The sequence below is a fragment of the Geomicrobium halophilum genome (assembly GCF_014207655.1).
Lineage (GTDB): Bacteria > Bacillota > Bacilli > Bacillales > Marinococcaceae > Geomicrobium > Geomicrobium halophilum.
In genome coordinates, this window is record NZ_JACHHJ010000006.1 from 127,780 (window position 1) to 147,691 (window position 19,912).

Sequence of the window (19,912 nt, forward strand, 5' to 3'; positions counted from 1 at the left end):
AGAATTAAAAGAGCAATTTTAGCAGGATGGCTATCGTTGGAGGCGTGAAACATTTGCTATTCCCTTAACAACTGGTCCATATTAATGAAGCAAGAAAAATTGTTCATGATAAGTTTGTTTCGTCTTTATATACACACCCTACAAATCTGAACAGATTTTATCGGATTATTGAATGTTTATCTTGTTATTCTTAAGAGCGAAGGGAGGTTATTCGAATGGATTTGCTTGAAAATATGAACGCAGCAGTAAGCTATATCGAAAACCATTTGGATGAAGAGATGGATTATGGAGAGATTGCAAGGATTTCCCGTTTTTCTGAACATCATTTCAAACGGATGTTTTCGTTCATAGCTGGTATATCCTTGACGGAATATGTTCGTCGAAGACGTTTGACATTAGCTGCTTTTGATTTAAAAAAAAGTGATATAAGAGTGATTGATGTAGCTGTTAAGTATGGTTACAATTCACCTGATTCATTTTCAAGGGCATTTCAAACGTTACACGACGTAGCGCCTAGTTCGGTCAAAAATTCTGACGTTCCATTAAAAGCCTATCCTCGAATGACCTTCCAAATTGCGATTAAGGGAGATGTGGCAATGGACTACAGATTTGTTGAAAAGGAAGCTTTTACCGTCGTGGGGAAGAAAGAAACAGTATCGTCTAGTGGAACCGAATTCAATCCGAAAATGTGGGGACATCTCGAAGAGATCGAAGAAAATGTTAAGCCATACGATAATACCTCGTTTTCGGGCATATTACATGTTTCATTGACCAATGAGAATGGAGACATCGATTACTATATAGCGACAGCAACTACGAAGTCGTGTCCCGCAGGATTTGAACAATTGAAGATTTCTTCCCATACATGGGCGGTATTTGAAGCCAAAGGGGAAATGCCAGACGCATTATTAAAGACATGGGAGCGGGTGTATACCGAGTGGTTCCCTACATCTGGTTATGAACTAGCTGAAACTCCTGAATTTGTAAGAGGAATTAACGATACAAAAACGGAAATTTGGGTCCCCATTAAGAAGAAGTAATTGAGAGAAATGATTATTTTCTTCTATTCCCGGGCTACATCCGTTATGATAAAGAAAAGAAGTCATTGCTTCAAGGTTGGAAAGGAGGGACTGAACCGATGCCGCCCCATCCTTCAAAGTATCAGAAAGCATTGCAAATCCAACGGGAAATTTCTGAAACATTGAACAAAAGTACCGATCTACAAAAAATATTGCAATTATCATTGGAGCGCTTGCTCGATTTAATGGAATTGCAAACCGGGTGGATTTTTTTAACGGAAGATGAAACATCTTATGAACTGGTTTCTTCCCACCAACTTCCCCCTGCTTTGGAAAACAATCGGGAACAACTAATGCGTTGTTATGAGGGCTATACGGATTGTGCCTGCTTGCAGCTTTATTGGGAAGGGTATATGAACCAGGCCGTCAACCATGTGAAATGTGCCCGTCTCGAAGAAGCCGTCGACAATGATATGGGCGAAACATGGGGGTTGACCCATCATGCCAGCATTCCGCTAACGATTCGCGGGAAGAAAATCGGTTTACTTAACTTAGCATCACCAGGGCGCCGTCGTTTTAATGAGGATGACCTCGTTCTCTTGGAAACAGTCGCTTATCAAATAGGGGCAGCAGTGGAACGAACGCGTTTGCATTTGCAGCAGACAGAGGAAGAAGTCCATGCCATAGCGCGTTATCTTGTTGATGCTTATGCCAATGCTGAAAAAATTAATCGCCAAATTGGCAACATTCTTAACATCCCTGAATTGTTTCATAAAATTATGCAGGAACTGCACGATTATTTGCCTACTTGGACTAACGCCGCAATCATTACGATGGAACGGGGGAGATTAACCGTCCGGTCCAGTTTAGATCATCACGGGCCGAAAGAAGTTTTTGATGCTGAACAAGAGATCAACCTTGACCAACCGGATCTCGTGCGAAGAGCTTATGTTCATCAACGCATTACGCAAGATAATAAACAACCGTTGCATTTTTCATCTTTAAGCGACCATAATTCCCTTTATTCCATTGCTTTTCCCTTGTTCATGCCCGAAAGGCCCGGGGGAACGTTCGGTGTGTTATTGCTCAGTCGAAGCGCTCCATTATGTGATCATTTGGAAATGGGGATGCTGGAAGTGCTCGCCAGCCACCTTTCAATGGCCATCGAACGCATACGCCTGCATGAAGAATGGAAAGCGTTGCTCGTTTACAAGGAAAGGAACCGTCTCGCCCGGGATTTACATGACTCGGTTAATCAAAAATTGTTTGCCCTTTCATTAACATCACGAGGACTTCAAGGGCTCATTGATGAGAAAGAGAATACGGCCATGGAAGCTGTCCTGGAACTTCAACAGCTTTCGAGAGAAGCGCTGACGGACTTGCGTAGCTTGATCTGGCAACTGCGTCCCGATCATCTCGAGCAAGGGCTTATGACTTCACTTGCCGAATATGCGCAAAAAATTGGGGTGGAGCTATCCATCGAAGCTCCGGATGATTTAGGCGTGAACCAATCATGCCAAGAAACATTATGGAGGATCGGGCAAGAAGCATTGAATAATATTCAAAAACATGCAGGAACATCAAAAGCCACCATCATCGTGCAATCAGACCTCCGTGATTTTACGATGCGCGTTATGGATCAAGGCAATGGGGGTGCCGTTGAGACGCGGCACTCCCTTGGGATTAGGAGCATGAAAGAACGAACCGAAGAGCTTCAAGGTTCCTTTCAAATGACTAGTGAAAACGGAAAGGGCACGACGATTACCGTCCGTGTACCTGTCCATAAAAAAGGTAGGTAATATCCTTTGAAAGTACTGCTCGTTGATGATCATCTCGTCGTATTAAAAGGTCTACGCTTTTTTCTGCAAAAGCGTCCAGATATCGAGATTGTAGGTGAAGCTCAGGATGGAAAAGAAGCGTTGCAGCAGGTGGAACAACTGCAGCCGGATATCGTGTTAATGGATGTGATCATGCCGAATATGGATGGCATCGAAGCTACACAACACATCAAAACGCAACACCCAGATATCCATGTCATTATTCTTACCAGTTCTTCAGACAGGGATCATGTATTACCCGCGATTCGAGCAGGTGCCAGTGGCTACCAACTGAAAGATGTGGATCCAAGCTTTTTGGAAGAAGCAATGATTGCTGTCATGGGCGGAGAAAGGACCCTTCACTCACAAGTGTCGAACCAGTTAATGACCCATGTTGCCAAAGCAGATGAACATGATGCCCGTTTTCATGCTTTAACTCCAAGGGAGCGTGATATCCTGAAACATATCACTTACGGGCAGAGTAACAAAGAGATCGCCGCCGAACTTCATATCACCGAAAAAACCGTGAAGACACATATCACGAGTATTCTCGGAAAAATGGAGGTGCAAGATCGCACGCAAGCGGCGATCCATGCGTTAAAGCACCGATGGTTCGAAACATAACGTACGACGATAGTCTAAGAAAAGGTCTTATCGATGATAAGGCCTTTTTTGTATGGCACTTTTAGACAATTGATTGATTTATTCGCAAAAGATAAGTGGCATTATATACATAGAAGCAATTAAACCATGTAAAAGTTGGAGGAAAAACAATGAAAACATTAAACATCGGCATTATTTTAGGAAGCACACGTCCAGGACGAGTAAGTCCACAAGTAGGACATTGGGTCAAAGGCATTGCAGATAAACGTGGTGATGCAAGCTATGAAATCGTGGATACTGCTGACTATAAGCTTCCGTTGGAAGGCACCGGTCAAGAACCGGGATTCATCGCATGGTCAGAGAAACTATCTAGCTTAGACGGATTTGTGTTCATTGTCCCGGAATATAATCACAGCATTCCGGCTGTATTAAAACAGGCCCTTGATTCTGCACACGATGAATGGAGCAATAAATCAGCCGGGATCGTCAGCTATGGATCAACAGGTGGCGCTCGTGCAGCTGTACATTTACGTGGGATTTTGGGGGAATTAAAAGTTGCGGACGTTCGTAAACATCCAACATTATCCATTTTTACAGATTTTGAGGACTTCACTGACTTTAAACCAGCTGAATTACACACTAATAATGTCAATGTCATGTTGGATGAAACGGTGGCATGGAGTGATGCACTAAAGGCTTTACGATAATATTTGCATTTGCCTTACCGTCAAATTAGATATTCGACTTGTAGTACACGCAAGAGAAGGGAGATAGGAGATGAGTAGCAAAGATGAAGTCCCAAGAGCAACATGGCAGGAATGGATGGGCCTAGGGGCTTTGACATTGGCCGTTTTTATGCTTGCTACAGATATTTCTATCCTGTTCCTCGCCATGCCCTCGATTGCTGCTGACTTGGCACCCAGCAGTACACAAATGCTCTGGATTATTCATATTGGTGAATTGCTTGCCGTAGGGTTTGCGCTAACGATGGGGCGTCTGGGCGACAAAATCGGGAGGAGACGTCTACTCGTCATTGGAATATCGGTATATGGATTAGCTTCTTTTATCGCGGCATTTTCGACAGAAGCCTGGATGTTGATTGCTACACGAGCACTTCTTGGTGTAGCGACTGCAACAGTGATGCCGTCCACGATGTCATTATTGCGGAATATGTTTTTCGATCGGAAGCAATTTTCAGTAGCAATCGCTATTAATCTCAGCGCATTTTCTGCAGGTATGGCCTTAGGACCTCCAATGGGCGGCCTACTCTTGGATTATTTTTGGTGGGGGGCAGTATTTCTTGTTAATGTTCCGGTTGCCATTGGATTGTTAGCAGCATCACGCCTTCTTCCTGAGTATCGCAACAAGGATTCGAAGCCTATGGATTTTATTAGTGTTCTGTTGTCTTCGTTGGCATTGGTAACATTGATTTTCGGTTTACAGGAAATGGCTAACGATGGTTTCAACATGCTTTACGGTGGGTCGGTAGTGATTGGCATAGCGGTCGGAGTTCTGTTTATTAAGCGACAGATGAACACGGAAGACCCATTGTTGGATTTGCACATGTTTCGGATCCCCGTCTTTAGTTTTTCATTGATCGCTGTGACGGTCGTATTACTTGTAACGACTGGGGCAGATATGCTTTTTGCACAACATTTGCAAGCCGTTGTTGGACTCACTCCAACAGAGGCAGGACTTCTGCTGATCATCCCTGCACTCCTGTCGATGGCCGGTACTTTAATATCCCCGGTACTTACACGGTGGATGCGCCCGGCATACGCCATGGTGTCCGGCCTTCTTACTGCGGCAGGCGGCGCGTTACTTATCATGTTAACTGTACATGATGCTGGAGCAATTATCCTTATTATTGGTGTATCACTTCTTGGATTTGGCGGAGGACCTACAATGACGATTGCAAGTGAGCAAATTATCTCTAGTGTTCCGCAAGAACGTGCCGGTACTGCTTCAGCGATGAGCGATGTCAGCACTGGACTTGGTTCTGTATTGAGTATTGCATTCATTGGAAGTTTGGGGATGCTCGTTTACCGTGGGGTTTTAGCGAGTTCCCTTCCCTCCGAGGTACCTTCGGAAATCGCAAATTCGTCCATGGAAAGCGTTGGTGCGGCAGTTGCAGCAGCAGAAGGGTTCCCGCAAATGCTTCAAGCTGTACAATCGTCTTTTACAGTTGCGCTACAAGCTGTATTTGGAATAGCCGCAATCGGTTTGTTTGTCTTAATGATATTCATTGTATGGAAGCTCAGACATGTAAGACAAGAAGATAAAGCATCTAATGAACAGGAAACATCGTTTTGAAATGAAAGCTACCCATCTTACGGTCATCATTGTGTTCGAACATAAATGGGGGAATTGTTGTAATGTGTCGTGGGGGTCTCACCAACATTTTGAAAAAATCCTATTCTAAGAGCGAAAATGTCGTTATAACGACAATTAATGATGGATATTTTATCCATCCTTAATTGTATATTTTACACGTATCTTGGAGAAACCCACGTTACTGTTTTAAGTCGTAGAAGAATCTAAGACCTTTTTAGTAGGGAAAGTATAGACCGTCGTACGAAGGCGTAAATATTAGAATCTGTACAATGGAGATAAATCAAGGACATCAAAACAAGGGGGAGAAACGATGACTATTCTCGTAACGGGCGCGACAGGTAATGTCGGTCGCCAAATAGTAACCTAATTACCTCATGCAGGTGTTCAGGTCTGTGCCCTGACCCGCCATCCAGAAACAGCTGGTATGCCTAACGATGTTCAAGTTGTGGCTGGAGATCTCTCTGCCCCTGAAACACTGGATTTGCAGGTGTAGATGCTTTACATCTCATCACCTTCGTTGGAAACGATTACGACCTTGTGCCGACTGGACCCAACATGGTGAAGTTGGCAAAGGAGTCTGGTATCAAGCGCGTAACCGTACTGAGCGGTTATGTAAAAGGATCGGTCGAACAGGCTGTAAGGGACACAAATGATCTTGAATGGGCTGTACTGAACCCGGTTGAATTTATGGCCAATACACTAGAGTGGACCGAAACTATCCGGAAGGAAGACGTCGTACGACAGCCATTCGCTGACGTTCGTTATTGATCATAAATTTAATCTTCCAAAATTTCCTGTCGAAGATGCAATAGGTGTTCTTGAGGAACTAGGTGTTGACATTTTTCAAGATCCGAAGAAAGGTTCGTAAGAGTGAGAATTAACGCTGGTGTGGCTGGATAATACCGAAAGGAAGGGGATTTTATGAAACATGCCATTGTATTTGGTGGAACAGGGATGCTCGCAGGGGCAACAAAATGGCTGATTGATAATGCAGATCATATATCAGTGATCGGGAGAAACAAACACAGGTTAGAACAGCTATATCCGGATCATGACAACGTTGATTTACGGCTCGTCACATTAGATTATAAGGATAATGAGGCGTTAAGCCATTTTTTACGACAAACCATTCAAACTTATGGTCCCATTGATCTTATTGTATCTTGGATTCATAGCGTCGCACCCGATGCCATACCTATCATCTTTGATGAGCTTACTCATCAAAAACGCCCATGGCTATTTTTTCACATTAAAGGCAGTAGTGATGATCTTTCATTCTAGGCGAAAACGCTGTCCCATGGAATTGCCTGTATCGCGAGGTACAGCTTGGATTTAAAGTTGAGGAGAATGTTTCACGGTGGTTAACGCATAAAGAGATTTCCAATGGTGTTATTTCAGCCATTTATTATGATAAGAAGCAAACCGTTGTTGGAACATTATACTCCTGGAGCAAAAAACCGCAGTAAATTCATACTTGAGGGAGAGATGAATGATGACTCAAAAACAATTCCCTCAATGGGCAAAGGACTATATGTATTATATTCAAGTTTCGGTTAGGGATCCTTCCCTTTCGTATTTAAAAGAAATGATCACCGTTCATTTAAATCGAATAACCTTTGAGAATATCAGTACTTTGAAATAAAAGGTGTAAGGGTGAGGAGAGGATATTCGGCAGCTTGCAATGAGTATGGTAAAACCTCTATACTTAGCGAAGTAAAGCATATTAAATCTATACGAGGTGTGTTTAAAATGGTCGGAGTAGAAATTGATATGGTTGTAACAGACAGCTTGAAAGCATTGGAATTATACGAAAAAGTTTTTGATATCGAACGTGTGGAGGTTACAGATTTCCCAAAAGGTAAAAATGAAGTCATTTTTACTCTGTACGGCGTACGCTTTCACATGTTGGATGAAAACCCAGAATTCCACTTGATCGCACCAAAACCGGATGACCCAAAAACCATATGGACGAACGTTACTGTACCAGATATTAATGAAACTTATACAAAGGCGATGGATTTAGGATGTACTGAGGTGCAGCCAGTGACTGAGATACCTGATTTCGGAGTGTCAAATGCCATATTTAGCGATACTTTCGGATATCTGTGGATGCTGCATCAAATTCACAAAGAAGTTAGTTTTGAAGAACGTACACGCCTTTGGGAAGAAAGAGAGAATAATTAACATTCGATGGTATGGGTGTAATTAAAGTGATGAATTAACTGGGGTGACTGAAATCTAGGTTCATGAACAGAAGGCTTCTTTGCTTCAAAGTGTGAAGGAGTCACTTTATTATGCGGTTTAAAGGAACCACCGCCCGCTATCCTGCCGGTATGGAACCGGACAAGGAAGGGACGTTGATGTTCACAGATTTTAGGCTTGAGCATCAATGGTTTGCCGCATTGGATAGTGACGGGCCTCATGACTTCAATTTTAATGAAGCTGTTTCATTTTTAGTTCGATGTGAAAATGCAAGAAGAGATTGAAGACTACTGGAAAAAGCTTTCCGCGGATCCCAAAGCGGAACAATGTGGTTGGTTGAAAGATAAGTACGGTGTATCTTGGCAAATCTGGCCAATGATTATGGGAGAAATGATGGCAAACGGGACAAACGAACAGCTGGACCGATTAATTAAAGCATTCCTTCAAATGAAAAAATTTTATATAGAAAAATTAAACAGGCTTATCACGGTAAGTGATTGTTATGTTGCTCCGTATTAAAACATATGGACATATTATGATAGGGTGCCAATCGTAAGTGAAAGCCTCGTTGAGAATCATCCTGTTTATTGTTATCGTTCTTTGGAATAATAAATGATAAGTCTATATATGGAGGTTTCATATGGCTAATCAGCTAACAGTATATACAGAAACATTGATTAATGCCTCTACTTCTAAGGTTTGGGAGGTCTTAGTAAACCCTAGATATGTTGCCCAATGGGATGAGTTACCCGAGGACTATCCTAAAGAACATATGACAGTTGGAAGTAAGGTTGTTTGGAATACACCAAACGGTGAACAGTCTATAACAAGCATTAGTAAAGCCGATCCTGAAAAGGAATTGGTGATTGACCTTTATGGTACTTCCTGGACTGTGAAACCAAGAGAAGGGGAAGTGGCATATCATTACAAGCTTGTTGTTAATGAAGGTAATCAAACATTATTAAAAATTAGTATTGGTGATTTTTCAATAATTGAAGACGGGCACATGTATTATGATGCATCAGTGGAATTTGCAGAAGATGCGAAAACGAAAATCAAAGAATTAGCAGAGAGTTTATAAAAAGATCTCTTGTACGAACGGGGGTTAGTTAAACAGACTATCCTGAGAATTTCTGTAAACGGGTACTTATCCGGAATAGAAGTGGAGTAATTCTTGTCGATACAGGGATTGGGCTAATGACAAAATCAATCATGAAACACGTTGAGAGGGAAGGAGTGCTACAGCGTATTGCGCTCACCCATGGTCATCCTGATCATGTCGGTGCTTTGAATGCCATTCTGTCAGAAAATCCCATTCGTGTTTTCGTCCACGAATTGGAAATTTCTTATGTGTTAGGTGAAAAGCCGTTTCCGGGTAAGAAGAAGGCACAGAAACCTTCCGGGCGGGGACATCTACAAACATTTGATGATCGTTTTAAAGAAGAAACCGGTTTAAGGGTTCATCACACCCCAGGACACTCACCGGGTCACGTTGCTTTACATCATGAAGAAGACGATGTGCTCATTGCCGGTGATGCTTCATGTCAAAAAAAGGGAAACTGACAAAGCCCATTGCTGCCTTCACTGCAAACATGGATGAAGCTGTTCGATCGGGGCGGGAAGTGCTCGAACAACTTGAACCTTCGATAGTGACGATTTGTCATGGAAAGGATGTCACATTAGGACAACATCATTGAAACATCAAATATAAAAAACACACATATAGGCGGTGATCATACAATAACAACATCAAACTAAAGGATGTGTCCTTCTTGACTCATAATGCAAGGTATTACGTGCGTGGAAATACGGCTGAAGGGCTTGTTAATTATTTTCCGTCCAATCTACATGGAAGTGAGAAAGTTATTGCATTAGAACATCCATCCGAAAAATTGAAAACGGCAGTGTTGAAACAATTGATTAGCCACTTTGAAAAAAATGACCAGATAGAAATTCTTTTAAGCCCCAATGGAGATGATTATCTGGATGGATTTATCATACGGGAAAAAGCCCTTGCTTTTATTACGAATGCCGTTAAGATTAAGGATACAACAAAATTTGATCTGAGCAGGTACGTGACGGATTCATCAACAGATGATTTCACGGAAGCAAAAAATAAGTATCGGGAAGAACAACAATCAGCATACAACGATTTTGAAACAGGACTTCGCGTCCATGATGACCTGGAAGACATTTATATCGCAGAAATGGATTTTGAAAAAGCAGATAGGTTAACGAATACATTCATTTCCCATTTACTTCAGGGTATTCAGAAAAAAGGACGGACAGCACATGAATACCACCGTTTATTCGGAACAAATACTCCTCATGGCATCGTAAATGAAATTCCGCACCTCAAAGAAAAATTTTCAAATGTTTACCACGTTAAAGGCAGGGCAGGGACCGGCAAATCCACCTTTATGAAAAAAATCGGCAGAGCATGCAAGCAGCATGGCCTAGATGTTGAATTATACCACTGCAGCTTCGACCCTGGAAGCATTGACATGCTGATTGTCCGCGATCTTGACTTTTGTATGTTTGACAGCACTGACCCTCATGAGTTTTTTTCGGACAGAGAAACAGAGGCGACAGTTGATCTTTATAAAGAGGCGGTAACGCCCGGAACAGATGAGAAATATGCAAATGAGATAAATCAGATCAATGGCGATTATAAATCGTATATGAAAAAAGGTTTAAATCATTTAACTGCTGCAGGAAATCATCTGGAATCAATGGAAGATCATTATACATTTGATAAAAAGCAGGTAAACAAAATCACAGAAGATTTAATGACGCATATATAGCTTGAGGGCAGATCCTATGGATCCTGCCTTTAAAGTTGATTTTAAAAGGGGACGGATATAATGTTTGATCCAAGATTTCATTCAAAAGAGGGTTACGATCAAGGGGTAGGGGAACTTGTTTATATGCTCGAACTCACAAGAACGATGACTGAGTTTGAACTACAAGATTTAACGCAGGAGAATTTAGATTATCTTATTGGTGAGAGCAGTAATTCGATTGGTATGCTGCTTTCCCACATAGCTTCTATCGAGTACGTGCATCAAGTAATGTCCTTTGAGGATAGAATGTTGAATAAGCAAGAACAAGAAGAATGGACCGGGGCTCTTAAAATGGGTGAAAAGGGAAGAACAACTATCAAGGGAAATGATTTGGACTACTACTTAAAAAAACTAGCTGATGTCAGAGAAAAAACCTATGGGTTTTTGAAAAACCAAGATGATCAATGGTTGTATCAAGAGAGAAAATTTCCTGATGGGACACCATATAATAACTATTATCTTTGGTTTCATGTTATAGAAGACGAAATTAGCCACAGAGGGCAGATAAAATTAATTAAAAGATTAATTCAAGAAGGAAACTAAAAACATGAATCGGCATGAAGGTCTTGAATGGACTAAGATTCCGGAAAAGCTGGAAAATAATATTGAAAAAATGCAGTCGCTCAATGAAATGGAAAGAACTGAAGGAGAACCGGATGTTGTTGGCTATGATATAGAGAAGAGCGAGTACATTTTTTATGATTGTTCAGCGGAAAGCCCTCAAGGTCGCAGAAGTGTTTGTTACGACCGTGAAGGGTTGGAGTCAAGGAAGAAACATAAACCGGAAAATAACGCTATTAATATGGCCGCTACCATGGGCATTGAAATGTTAACGGAAGAACAATATCGAGCATTGCAGAAACCTGAAAGCTTCGATATGAAAACGTCGAGTTGGGTGCAAACACCTTCTGATACTAGAGAACTCGGCGGTGTCCTTTTTTGCGATTATCGCTACGGGGATGTCTTCGTATATCACAATGGTGCGTCCTCTTATTATGCTGCTAGAGGGTTTTGTGGTTCCCTAAGGGTCTGAATCATTCCCAGACAGACTTTTAGAATGTGAATGTGTTTATAATGGTTGGAGTAGAAATAGATAGGGTTGAAAAGAAGTTTAGAAAAGGAGGGTGGATATTGGATCTATATTTTGATCACCTTGTTCATTTTAGCCAGAATCCAACTGTGGCAGTCAAGGACTTTCAAACGGAAGGTTTGAACGCTTTCCCAGGAGGTAGGCATGAAAAATGGGGAACATATAATAGTGTCTGCTACTTCGGATTAAGCTATATCGAATTTCTCGGTATTGAAGATATGAATCAGGCAAAAAGGGCGATAGATAACGATTTGGTTCGTCAAGCGGTGCAAGAATTGAGCTTAGAATCTAACAGGGGAATGAGTCGCCTGGCTTTTCGTACAAATCACCTTCAGAAGTGGGCCAGGCATTTCGAAAAAACAGGTGTAAGGGTCGACGGCATCCATTCAGGACAAAGAAAAAAGGAAGATGGATCTTTCATCGAATGGTCCATGCTTTTTCCAAAAAGTCAATCTGGCTTAGAATTACCTTTTTTCATTGAATGGCAGCAATAGGATGAAACGCGTGCGAAAGAGTTGATGAATCAAAACGTCATCGCGACTCATCAGTTAGGGGATCTATTTGTTAATAACATAGCTATCCGTGTGGAAAATGTTGAAAGCACAGCAGAAAATTGGTCAACATGGTTTCAATTACCGGTAAGCGCAACGTTTGTCGATGAAAAATATCAGAGTTATTGCCGGAAATTGCATCTCACAGGAGGGGACATTGTATTCTGCGCTCCATATGGAAGAGGGATGACTAAACGTATACTTTTAACAAGAGGGCCTAAACCCTTCGCTATTACATTTCGGAATTCGAATGAGGACAAAGAATTTTGGTACGATGGTATCCTATATTGCTTCCAAAAATAATAGAGAGAGTGAGGTAGGGGCTACTGATCTTATCTTTCAAGCCCTTTTCCATGGAAGGGTCCTATCTTTACAAGTGTAAATATAGAGGAAGTAAAAGGGCCCCAGTCGGGGAGCCCCTTCCCGGTTTAAGTTAGCACATTAATTTTATATCAACCCTAAAAGAACATTCCTAACAGGATAAGTGCACCAATGACGAGCACTACGATGGCAATGGTCCGAAGCAAACATCCTACCCCCCGTATGATTAAAGGGAAGAAAAAGATAGCCATAATGATGACAATAATGAGCGTGAGTGGATCCACTGTACGCCCTCCTTTCTTTATCGATCGACTCTGATCGTTTTTCATCGAATCGATCTTGCCCATATTTTACTTGATAAATGAATGAAAGTCATGAGCCAAAGTATGGAACCCAATGACTGGTATGAAGCGCCTCCCTTCATCAGTCTATCCTAGATTCTAAAGGAGAAATATCCAAATTACTCCGTTTCAAATCTTGATTTACATGTCAATAATTAGTTACAGTCGCTGAGTCATTTGGATGACCATGTAGATGACAATGAACATCGTTATACCGTGGGAGAAACAGATGGACATGAGAAATGGTTTTCTTGGAACTTGTCTACATCCATTTTCTAGTATTAAAAGGGGGAGGAAGTGATGCCCTTAGTGGACAAAGACTATGTTGTTTTGGATTGGCATATATCCCATACTTACAACGTTAGTCGTAATGCTCATCAATTTTTTTGGAAATGCGAACGAACCCTTTTCTTATCTCCCTTACTTTTTAGGCTTTGCGGCAAGTGGAATGGTTATTGGCTTCGTCATGTATCAAGTGCAAAAAATAAAAGAAAATCAGATGTGATGATCAAACCACATCTGATTTTTCGATTATTCAGTGCTACGGTCAATGAAGTCGGCTTAACACAACGCTTTTAATGGAGAGTCTCAGTGAGAAAACAGTTGAACAGGAAAAATGGTGAATGATCCGCTAATGTATCAACTCCGAGCATGCTATTGACGTAGCTTTCTCTTAAGGTAGAAGCTTAAAATATAATTCGATGCATCTGATTAAAGAAAATATTGGTATATTTGTGAAATAGATTCCTGTTGTAATATAAAAGCGGATCATTCTTTCATTATCGTGTAAAACCTCTTTGAAACATACTTATTATTATGAAAATATAGATTTGAAAGATCTTAATGGAGTTTGAGTCTCCATTTCAAGAGGAGGAGAGTTGGACAAGGTTATTATGTAAGAATATTTCAAAGAGGAGGAATTATAAAATGAAGAAGAGTTTAGTATGGTTGGTTTTGCTTTCTTTCGCGGTGCCTACGACCCTTGCTCATGGTTCAGATGAAGTGGATAATACTCGATCATCCGATGGTGATAACTATATCGAAGGAGAGCTTATTTTTTCAGTTGAAAACAAAGAGATGGGGATTCAAAGTGATTTGATGATGCAAGTAGACGAATTAGAAGAAGAAGGGTTTGAGGTTGTTGATTCTTTACTAGGAGATCGTGATTCACACTCCATTCAGACTTCTAACAATGATTTCCAGGAAAATGTTGTTGATAATATGGGTTTCGTCTATCTCACAGAGTATTCCCAGGCGGATTATGATTCCATTGAAGAGGCTAAGACTGAATTAGAGGATACGTTAACTGAACTAGGATTAGAAGTCAGAGATGTATCTGAAAACTATGAGATGTATGCAACAGATGTAACCACTGAACAACATCCAAATCAGGAATGGCATTATGAGATGATTAATGCTCCTGATGCTTGGGAGGTAACACCAGGATCTAATGAAGTGACACATGCCGTTTTAGATACGGGCATTGATGATACGCATGAAAGCTTAGGTGATTATGTAGACACGAATCTGGGGAGAAGCTTTGTGGGTGATGGTACGACGATGGATAGACAAGGACATGGAACGCACGTTGCTGGTACGATTGCCAGTTATGGTTCGGTATCAGGTGTGATGCAGGAGGCAAGTCTCGTGCCAGTAAAAGTGTTAGGCGATGACGGCACTGGCTCTATGTTTGGAATTATCGAAGGAGTACTTTATGCCGCCGATATTGGTGTGGATGTCATCAATATGTCTTTAGGCGGTGGGGGCTATAATCAGATTTTTGATGAAGCTGTTCAAACGGCCGTTGATGAAGATTCTATTGTCATTGCGGCATCAGGAAATGAATACAGGAGCAGTATTTCTTATCCGGCCGCTTACGACAGTGTCATTGCAGTAGGGTCCGTTGACTCTGATGGAACACGGTCAAGTTTCTCTAATTATGGTAATGGATTAGAGGTAATGGCTCCGGGATCCAACATTTATAGCACCCTCCCAAATAATAGGTATGGCACTTTATCAGGAACATCTATGGCGGCGCCTCATGTTGCTGGAGTAGCGGGATTAATGAGAAGTGTTGATTCGAATCTTTCCGTTTCTGAGGCTCGTAGCATCATGAATGATACCGCTCAAGAAGCAGGAAACGAATTTGAATACGGGAATGGAATTGTGGATGCTCTTGCTGCTGTTCAGGCGGTAGATTGATGGTTAGACTCTGATGCTTACAGTCTAATCTAAGCAGTAAGGTAAGATTTATTGTTAGTCTACCACTTAGAAAAAGTACATGATAACGAAACCCAACGTTCCAAGGCTGTCCCAAAGTGAAAAACACTAACAGGGACAGCTTTTTTGAGAAGACCCCCTTTTTCCTCTCTATTGATCGATATGTAAGAGAGAAGGAAAATGAGGGAGTCGATACTATGACCGCAACACTTAGTAATGCTGATCTTAGTACTTACAAATCGCTTTCATTATTCACAAGCATAGTTGAACTCAATAAGGCCATCAGAATTCACCTGTACGCCCACAAGCATGAGCTGGCCGAGAGTGCTGTTGCTGTATTCAAGATGATCACGAACCATGCAATGAAGGCCGTAGGGGTGGCATTTTTAAAATACGAAGCCATTGCTACACAGATTGATGTTTCCGTCTCAACGGTTAAGCGCGCCATTCGCGTCCTCAAGGAGCGGAACATGATTGAAGTTCACCGTACGACACGTCGGCGTGGTAAAGTCCGTGGCGGCTACGGTCACAACGTTTTTGTGGTCGTTGATCCATCGACTGACCGGTCGGAAATGAACGATCGACAAGAGCTGACAAACCCTGACGCAGCAAACGTTCAGCCGGAGCAAAAGCATACCGAATCTTTGCCTTCTGAATCTAGCTCTCTTTTAGAGAAAAAAACAAGTTCTACACGTAAGGCTGCCGCCGGTGAGCAATTAGATTCATCTTTTGTGCCGGCTCATGTCCCGCACCCATTCGTCATAGCCGCGAAACCATTCTTCAATGCCAATGGTATCTATAAGCTCTGGGGACGTGCGGTGAACGCCTATAAGCGTGCGTATATTGATGCAAATCTTACGGATCATGACGTTGTACAATCGCTTGTAGAGGCGTTCAAGGGCGCGATGTTCATGAAAAAGACTGGGAGACTCCGCAGGTCATTAGCAGGATACTTTTACGGTTCATGTGTGCGGATTTTTGATCGTATTTTTAGTGAAGAGATAGTAGAAATGAAGCAGCAATTGGGGCTGAAGGATACCGACGATGATTTGCCAGGTTGGTTACTTAATAGAGACATAGGTGCAGACAAAAGGCCTGATTTTCACTGCTAATGGAAAAGAGGATAAAACTCATCATAGCGGCTCTAAATATATCGTTATTTCTGCGTATGTGGATCTACTATTGACATATTAAGTCTCCATATTTATTCTTTAAGTAACCGGTTACTTAAACCCTTGGGAGGTTGAAATGGTAACAATTAAAGATGTGGCTAGACGAGCGAATGTTTCAGTAGCCACTGTTTCGCGCGTTTTGAATCAAAATGGATATGTGAGTGAAGATGCTTCGCGTATTGTTTTGCAAACGATTAAAGAAATGAATTACCGTCCCAATGCTGTAGCTCGAACTTTATATAAAAAGACATCTAATATGATTGGATTAATTGTGCCCGATATTGAAAATCCTTTTTTTCCCGAATTGGCACGTGCTGTGGAGGATGTTGCCAATCTATACGGTTACACAGTTGTATTGTGCAATTCTGATCAAGATGTAGAAAAAGAGCAGCGATATGTGGAAGCGCTCAAACAAAAATACGTAGACGGGTTGATTATGACCTCCCACCAATCGCAGTTCAATGACTACGTAGATGAAAATATCCCCATTATAGCCTTAGACCGGATCGGTGATGAACGCCTTACAACGGTTGTAGCTAATAATTATGAAGGTGGGCGGCAGGCCGCTCATTATTTAAAGGAAAAAGGGGCAAAATCCTTGGCGCATATTAGGGGGCCAAAAGGAATTGCTTCCGCGGATGAACGTTATCGAGGATTCCTTGATTATGTGATGGAAAACGAATTGGAATATGTCGTTGAAGAGTGCTCATTTCAATTAAGTCCAGCGGAACGCTTAGCAGCAAGGTTTTATGATGAATACCCGCAAGCAGATGGTGTGTTTGCCAGTAATGATGTAGTTGCTGCTGGCTTCTTAAAAGTGGCTTTAAAAAGGGGGATTCCTGTTCCGGACCAGTTGCAATTGATTGGTTTTGATGGTATTTCCTTTGGCCATATGATGTATCCCGAGTTAACGACGGTGGCACAACCTATCTATGAGATGGGAGCTTTGGCTTCCAGGTTGTGTATTAAATTAATAGAAGGAAAAGAAATTGATCAAAGCAAAAATGATCCCGAGTCTTTTTTTCACCAATTACCTGTGTATATGGTAGAGGGAGATACAACAAAGAAATGAGCACATAACCAGGATGTACAGAGAAAATAGGGAAGAGTGGTATCGATGAATAGGGAACCTATAATTACAGTTGTGGGAAGCATCAACATGGATTTGGTTGCTTCGAGCACAAGGCGCCCGATTACGGGTGAGACTCTACACGGAGAGGATTTTCAGACAATTTCTGGAGGTAAGGGAGCTAACCAGGCAGTAGCTGCAGCAAGATTAGGAGCTAAAGTGAACATGATCGGCAGAGTGGGTGATGATGACTTTGGCACTCGTTTGCAGCACAACCTGAAGCAGGAAGGGATTTTTTTGAAAGGAGTGGAACCGGTTACAGATTGCACTTCAGGTGTAGCAGTGATTACCTTAGCAGAGGGAGATAACAGTATTATTGTGGTAGCGGGGGCAAATTCTTGCGTCACTCCAGATTATGTACAAAAACATCGTGATTTGATTGCGCAAAGTGATATTGTTCTCACTCAATTAGAGATCCCATTAGAAACGGTAGAAGAAACGGCCCATATCTGTGAAAAATATCACATTCCGCTTGTGCTAAACCCTGCTCCTGCTCACCCTCTATCTACTTCTTTAGTGTCGAAGGCTACGTTTATCACACCTAACCAGGTGGAGGCCCAACATCTGATCAGCCAAGTTGAGGAGGACAATATAGAGGCGCTTTTTGAACAATGGGGAAATCAACTGATTATGACAGATGGAAAGGAAGGGGTCATATATTCTGCTGATGGCCGGATTCAACGGGTTCCCGCCTATCAGGTCAATCCTGTAGATACGACTGGAGCAGGTGACACTTTCAATGGGGCGTTTGCTTATGGAACTGCACGTTCTTATCCTTTAGAAAGGTCCTGTCAATTTGCCAACGCAGCAGCATCTCTGTCTATTTTGAAAAAGGGAGCTCAGGCAGGAATGCCGTCAAAAAGTGAAGTAGAGGATTTTATAAGAGCAGAAGAGGAAAAAGATATGGAAATGGACGCTATGAAATAGTGCTAGATCTGTACTACCGCATGAAGAAAAAGCGCTTTCAAACAAGAATTATAGGAAAGGAGACTCCCTGATGAGCTATGTAATTTTAGATGTAGATACAGGAATTGATGACGCGTTGGCCATTGCCTATGCGGCTCATTCCCCGGAGGTAAACATATTAGGGATTACCACTACCTTTGGCAATGCAACCGTCAAAGAAACAACTCGAAATACATTACAAGTGTTAGACCTTTTAGAAGCTGATAACATTCCGGTTATGGCTGGTGCAGACAAAACATTTATGGGAGATGAGCACCGGGAGAAATCAACATGGATCCACGGGGAGAATGGAATTGGCGATGTTTGGCTTCCTCAACCACAAAGAGGGGCAAGTCAAATGGAGGCTCATGAGTATATCATTTCAAAAGTAAGAGAGTATCCGCATCAAGTAACCATTGTTACGGTAGCGAATCAGACAAACTTGGCGGCAGCCATTCAACAGGATCAGGAACTACCAAAACTTGTTCGGGAAGTTGTAGTCATGGGGGGAGCTGTGACGGTTCCCGGAAATATTACGCCATATGCTGAAGCGAATATTTATACGGACCCCGAAGCGGCCAATTACGTATTTCAATCGGGGACCCCTATCACACTCGTCGGCTTAGATGTCACAATGAAGACCTTGCTGAAAAGAAACTGTTTGGATGATTGGAGGCAGACCAATACTGATCTTTCTCTCTTTTTAGCAGATATGTGTGATTTTTACATGGAGGCCTATAGAGGGAACCAAATTTCCTCGGAAGGATGCGCGCTTCATGATCCGCTGACGGTGGGCGTGCTAATTGATCCGTCCTTTGTTCAGGCAGTTCCGATGCATGTAGAGGTAGAGACTACGGGGGAAAATAGAGGACAGACCGTAGGAGACAAAAATCAACCGCCTTCCAATATAAAAGTATGTACCGACATTGAAAGCGATCGCTTTGTTTCTCATTTTTTAAAAAGGGTGGTTCATACCGTTACCACTATTTAAGTTGAGTGGATAGATAAAGTAGACAAAGAGATAGTAACATGCTGCATAGGGGGATCAGCAAAATGGAGTTACTGGGGAATATCGCATGGGGACTCATTGCTATCGTGGTATTGATGGGTTTGGCGTTTTTACTCTCGGTGGATCGGAAGAATATTAACTTGAAAACGGTTCTAGGGGCATTGGCGATTCAGATTGCGATCGCTTTACTGTTCCTCGGCTGGGGTGTCGGGGAAGAAGTACTGGCGTTTATGAGTAATTTTGTTACGGGTGTTTTAGGCGCTGCAGAAGCCGGGATTAATTTCTTATTCGGTGAAGATTTAATGGCCATGAATGA

General features: G+C 42.0%; 24 protein-coding genes and 1 pseudogene. 24 read left to right on the plus strand and 1 reads right to left on the minus strand.

The features are described 5' to 3' along the window. The first annotated feature begins 215 nt into the window (after positions 1-215). The 17 genes and pseudogenes from HNR44_RS16575 to HNR44_RS16650 all read left to right on the plus strand — a co-directional run bounded on the left by HNR44_RS16575 (position 216) and on the right by HNR44_RS16650 (position 12,402). Positions 216-1,040 (plus strand): AraC family transcriptional regulator, encoded by an 825-nt coding sequence (locus tag HNR44_RS16575; RefSeq protein WP_184405502.1) that lies wholly within the window; start codon positions 216-218, stop codon positions 1,038-1,040. Positions 1,041-1,138: 98 nt separating this feature from the next. After that, a complete protein-coding gene (locus HNR44_RS16580; RefSeq protein ID WP_184405504.1) occupies positions 1,139-2,818 on the plus strand; it encodes a GAF domain-containing sensor histidine kinase in 1,680 nt (559 codons plus the stop codon). A gap of 6 nt (positions 2,819-2,824) precedes the next feature. After that, the gene (locus HNR44_RS16585; protein WP_184405506.1) at positions 2,825-3,460 is read left to right on the plus strand and encodes a response regulator; all 636 of its coding nucleotides are present in this window, start codon (positions 2,825-2,827) and stop codon (positions 3,458-3,460) included. Positions 3,461-3,609: 149 nt separating this feature from the next. Beyond that, entirely contained in the window at positions 3,610-4,146 is a 537-nt protein-coding gene (locus HNR44_RS16590; RefSeq protein ID WP_184405508.1) for an NADPH-dependent FMN reductase, read from the plus strand. 70 nt (positions 4,147-4,216) lie between these two features. Then, positions 4,217-5,752 carry an MFS transporter gene (locus HNR44_RS16595; RefSeq protein ID WP_184405511.1) on the plus strand — a complete coding sequence of 512 codons (1,536 nt, stop codon included), beginning with the start codon at positions 4,217-4,219 and terminating at the stop codon, positions 5,750-5,752. Between the two features lie 576 nt (positions 5,753-6,328). Beyond that, on the plus strand, positions 6,329-6,541 hold the full coding sequence (locus HNR44_RS16600; RefSeq protein WP_184405514.1) for an SDR family oxidoreductase: 213 nt from the start codon (positions 6,329-6,331) through the stop codon (positions 6,539-6,541). A gap of 153 nt (positions 6,542-6,694) precedes the next feature. Continuing rightward, complete coding sequence (locus tag HNR44_RS16605) at positions 6,695-7,054, plus strand: Rossmann-fold NAD(P)-binding domain-containing protein (RefSeq protein ID WP_184405516.1); 360 nt, start codon at positions 6,695-6,697, stop codon at positions 7,052-7,054. Positions 7,055-7,522: 468 nt separating this feature from the next. Continuing rightward, on the plus strand, positions 7,523-7,957 hold the full coding sequence (locus HNR44_RS16610) for a VOC family protein (protein WP_184405518.1): 435 nt from the start codon (positions 7,523-7,525) through the stop codon (positions 7,955-7,957). 110 nt (positions 7,958-8,067) lie between these two features. Continuing rightward, complete coding sequence (locus HNR44_RS17900) at positions 8,068-8,259, plus strand: VOC family protein (protein WP_281381444.1); 192 nt, start codon at positions 8,068-8,070, stop codon at positions 8,257-8,259. Next, positions 8,243-8,494 carry a VOC family protein gene (locus tag HNR44_RS16615; RefSeq protein WP_281381445.1) on the plus strand — a complete coding sequence of 84 codons (252 nt, stop codon included), beginning with the start codon at positions 8,243-8,245 and terminating at the stop codon, positions 8,492-8,494. Before HNR44_RS17900 ends, HNR44_RS16615 begins: the two co-directional genes overlap by 17 nt. Positions 8,495-8,615: 121 nt before the next feature. Beyond that, positions 8,616-9,056: an SRPBCC domain-containing protein gene (locus tag HNR44_RS16620; RefSeq protein ID WP_184405520.1), complete on the plus strand. Its 441-nt coding sequence runs from the start codon at positions 8,616-8,618 to the stop codon at positions 9,054-9,056. A gap of 116 nt (positions 9,057-9,172) precedes the next feature. Continuing rightward, a complete protein-coding gene (locus HNR44_RS16625; RefSeq protein ID WP_246407602.1) occupies positions 9,173-9,538 on the plus strand; it encodes an MBL fold metallo-hydrolase in 366 nt (121 codons plus the stop codon). Next, a complete protein-coding gene (locus HNR44_RS16630; protein ID WP_184405523.1) occupies positions 9,517-9,672 on the plus strand; it encodes a hypothetical protein in 156 nt (51 codons plus the stop codon). The genes HNR44_RS16625 and HNR44_RS16630 overlap by 22 nt, the downstream gene beginning before the upstream one ends. Positions 9,673-9,747: 75 nt before the next feature. Further along, a complete protein-coding gene (locus HNR44_RS16635; RefSeq protein ID WP_184405525.1) occupies positions 9,748-10,779 on the plus strand; it encodes a hypothetical protein in 1,032 nt (343 codons plus the stop codon). Between the two features lie 60 nt (positions 10,780-10,839). After that, on the plus strand, positions 10,840-11,361 hold the full coding sequence (locus HNR44_RS16640; protein ID WP_184405527.1) for a DinB family protein: 522 nt from the start codon (positions 10,840-10,842) through the stop codon (positions 11,359-11,361). 1 nt (position 11,362) lies between these two features. Beyond that, positions 11,363-11,851: pseudogene (locus tag HNR44_RS16645) on the plus strand (DUF4256 domain-containing protein); the annotation flags it as partial. Between the two features lie 98 nt (positions 11,852-11,949). Beyond that, positions 11,950-12,402 carry a VOC family protein gene (locus HNR44_RS16650; RefSeq protein ID WP_184405532.1) on the plus strand — a complete coding sequence of 151 codons (453 nt, stop codon included), beginning with the start codon at positions 11,950-11,952 and terminating at the stop codon, positions 12,400-12,402. Positions 12,403-12,917: 515 nt separating this feature from the next. Here HNR44_RS16650 and HNR44_RS16655 read toward each other — a convergent pair. Then, a complete protein-coding gene (locus HNR44_RS16655; RefSeq protein WP_184405534.1) occupies positions 12,918-13,064 on the minus strand; it encodes a hypothetical protein in 147 nt (48 codons plus the stop codon). A 357-nt stretch (positions 13,065-13,421) separates the two neighbouring features. Here HNR44_RS16655 and HNR44_RS16660 point away from each other — a divergent pair, with 357 nt between their 5' ends. The 7 genes from HNR44_RS16660 to HNR44_RS16690 form a co-directional block, all read left to right on the plus strand. Further along, complete coding sequence (locus tag HNR44_RS16660; RefSeq protein ID WP_184405536.1) at positions 13,422-13,700, plus strand: hypothetical protein; 279 nt, start codon at positions 13,422-13,424, stop codon at positions 13,698-13,700. 348 nt (positions 13,701-14,048) lie between these two features. After that, positions 14,049-15,323, plus strand: coding sequence for a S8 family peptidase (locus tag HNR44_RS16665; protein ID WP_184405538.1), 1,275 nt, complete (start codon positions 14,049-14,051; stop codon positions 15,321-15,323). A 215-nt stretch (positions 15,324-15,538) separates the two neighbouring features. Further along, positions 15,539-16,453, plus strand: coding sequence for a helix-turn-helix domain-containing protein (locus HNR44_RS16670; protein ID WP_184405540.1), 915 nt, complete (start codon positions 15,539-15,541; stop codon positions 16,451-16,453). A 136-nt stretch (positions 16,454-16,589) separates the two neighbouring features. After that, positions 16,590-17,585, plus strand: a complete 996-nt coding sequence (locus HNR44_RS16675) for a LacI family DNA-binding transcriptional regulator (protein WP_184405543.1) — start codon at positions 16,590-16,592, stop codon at positions 17,583-17,585. Positions 17,586-17,630: 45 nt separating this feature from the next. Beyond that, positions 17,631-18,569, plus strand: a complete 939-nt coding sequence (gene rbsK / locus HNR44_RS16680) for a ribokinase (protein WP_184405545.1) — start codon at positions 17,631-17,633, stop codon at positions 18,567-18,569. 70 nt (positions 18,570-18,639) lie between these two features. Beyond that, on the plus strand, positions 18,640-19,578 hold the full coding sequence (locus tag HNR44_RS16685; RefSeq protein ID WP_184405547.1) for a nucleoside hydrolase: 939 nt from the start codon (positions 18,640-18,642) through the stop codon (positions 19,576-19,578). A gap of 62 nt (positions 19,579-19,640) precedes the next feature. Continuing rightward, a partial coding sequence (locus HNR44_RS16690) for a Na+ dependent nucleoside transporter N-terminal domain-containing protein (RefSeq protein ID WP_281381446.1) occupies positions 19,641-19,912 on the plus strand: 272 nt, incomplete at its 3' end.

What these genes read in the sequence shown, in the direction of transcription:
- HNR44_RS16575 (WP_184405502.1), top strand. Translation starts at nt 216, where the DNA reads ATGGATTTGCTTGAAAATATGAACGCAGCAGTAAGCTATATCGAAAAC.
- HNR44_RS16580 (WP_184405504.1), top strand. Translation starts at nt 1,139, where the DNA reads ATGCCGCCCCATCCTTCAAAGTATCAGAAAGCATTGCAAATCCAACGG.
- HNR44_RS16590 (WP_184405508.1), top strand. Translation starts at nt 3,610, where the DNA reads ATGAAAACATTAAACATCGGCATTATTTTAGGAAGCACACGTCCAGGA.
- HNR44_RS16595 (WP_184405511.1), top strand. Translation starts at nt 4,217, where the DNA reads ATGAGTAGCAAAGATGAAGTCCCAAGAGCAACATGGCAGGAATGGATG.
- HNR44_RS16600 (WP_184405514.1), top strand. Translation starts at nt 6,329, where the DNA reads ATGGTGAAGTTGGCAAAGGAGTCTGGTATCAAGCGCGTAACCGTACTG.
- HNR44_RS16605 (WP_184405516.1), top strand. Translation starts at nt 6,695, where the DNA reads ATGAAACATGCCATTGTATTTGGTGGAACAGGGATGCTCGCAGGGGCA.
- HNR44_RS16610 (WP_184405518.1), top strand. Translation starts at nt 7,523, where the DNA reads ATGGTCGGAGTAGAAATTGATATGGTTGTAACAGACAGCTTGAAAGCA.
- HNR44_RS17900 (WP_281381444.1), top strand. Translation starts at nt 8,068, where the DNA reads ATGCGGTTTAAAGGAACCACCGCCCGCTATCCTGCCGGTATGGAACCG.
- HNR44_RS16615 (WP_281381445.1), top strand. Translation starts at nt 8,243, where the DNA reads ATGCAAGAAGAGATTGAAGACTACTGGAAAAAGCTTTCCGCGGATCCC.
- HNR44_RS16620 (WP_184405520.1), top strand. Translation starts at nt 8,616, where the DNA reads ATGGCTAATCAGCTAACAGTATATACAGAAACATTGATTAATGCCTCT.
- HNR44_RS16625 (WP_246407602.1), top strand. Translation starts at nt 9,173, where the DNA reads ATGACAAAATCAATCATGAAACACGTTGAGAGGGAAGGAGTGCTACAG.
- HNR44_RS16630 (WP_184405523.1), top strand. Translation starts at nt 9,517, where the DNA reads ATGTCAAAAAAAGGGAAACTGACAAAGCCCATTGCTGCCTTCACTGCA.
- HNR44_RS16640 (WP_184405527.1), top strand. Translation starts at nt 10,840, where the DNA reads ATGTTTGATCCAAGATTTCATTCAAAAGAGGGTTACGATCAAGGGGTA.
- HNR44_RS16660 (WP_184405536.1), top strand. Translation starts at nt 13,422, where the DNA reads ATGCCCTTAGTGGACAAAGACTATGTTGTTTTGGATTGGCATATATCC.
- HNR44_RS16665 (WP_184405538.1), top strand. Translation starts at nt 14,049, where the DNA reads ATGAAGAAGAGTTTAGTATGGTTGGTTTTGCTTTCTTTCGCGGTGCCT.
- HNR44_RS16670 (WP_184405540.1), top strand. Translation starts at nt 15,539, where the DNA reads ATGACCGCAACACTTAGTAATGCTGATCTTAGTACTTACAAATCGCTT.
- HNR44_RS16675 (WP_184405543.1), top strand. Translation starts at nt 16,590, where the DNA reads ATGGTAACAATTAAAGATGTGGCTAGACGAGCGAATGTTTCAGTAGCC.
- rbsK (WP_184405545.1), top strand. Translation starts at nt 17,631, where the DNA reads ATGAATAGGGAACCTATAATTACAGTTGTGGGAAGCATCAACATGGAT.
- HNR44_RS16685 (WP_184405547.1), top strand. Translation starts at nt 18,640, where the DNA reads ATGAGCTATGTAATTTTAGATGTAGATACAGGAATTGATGACGCGTTG.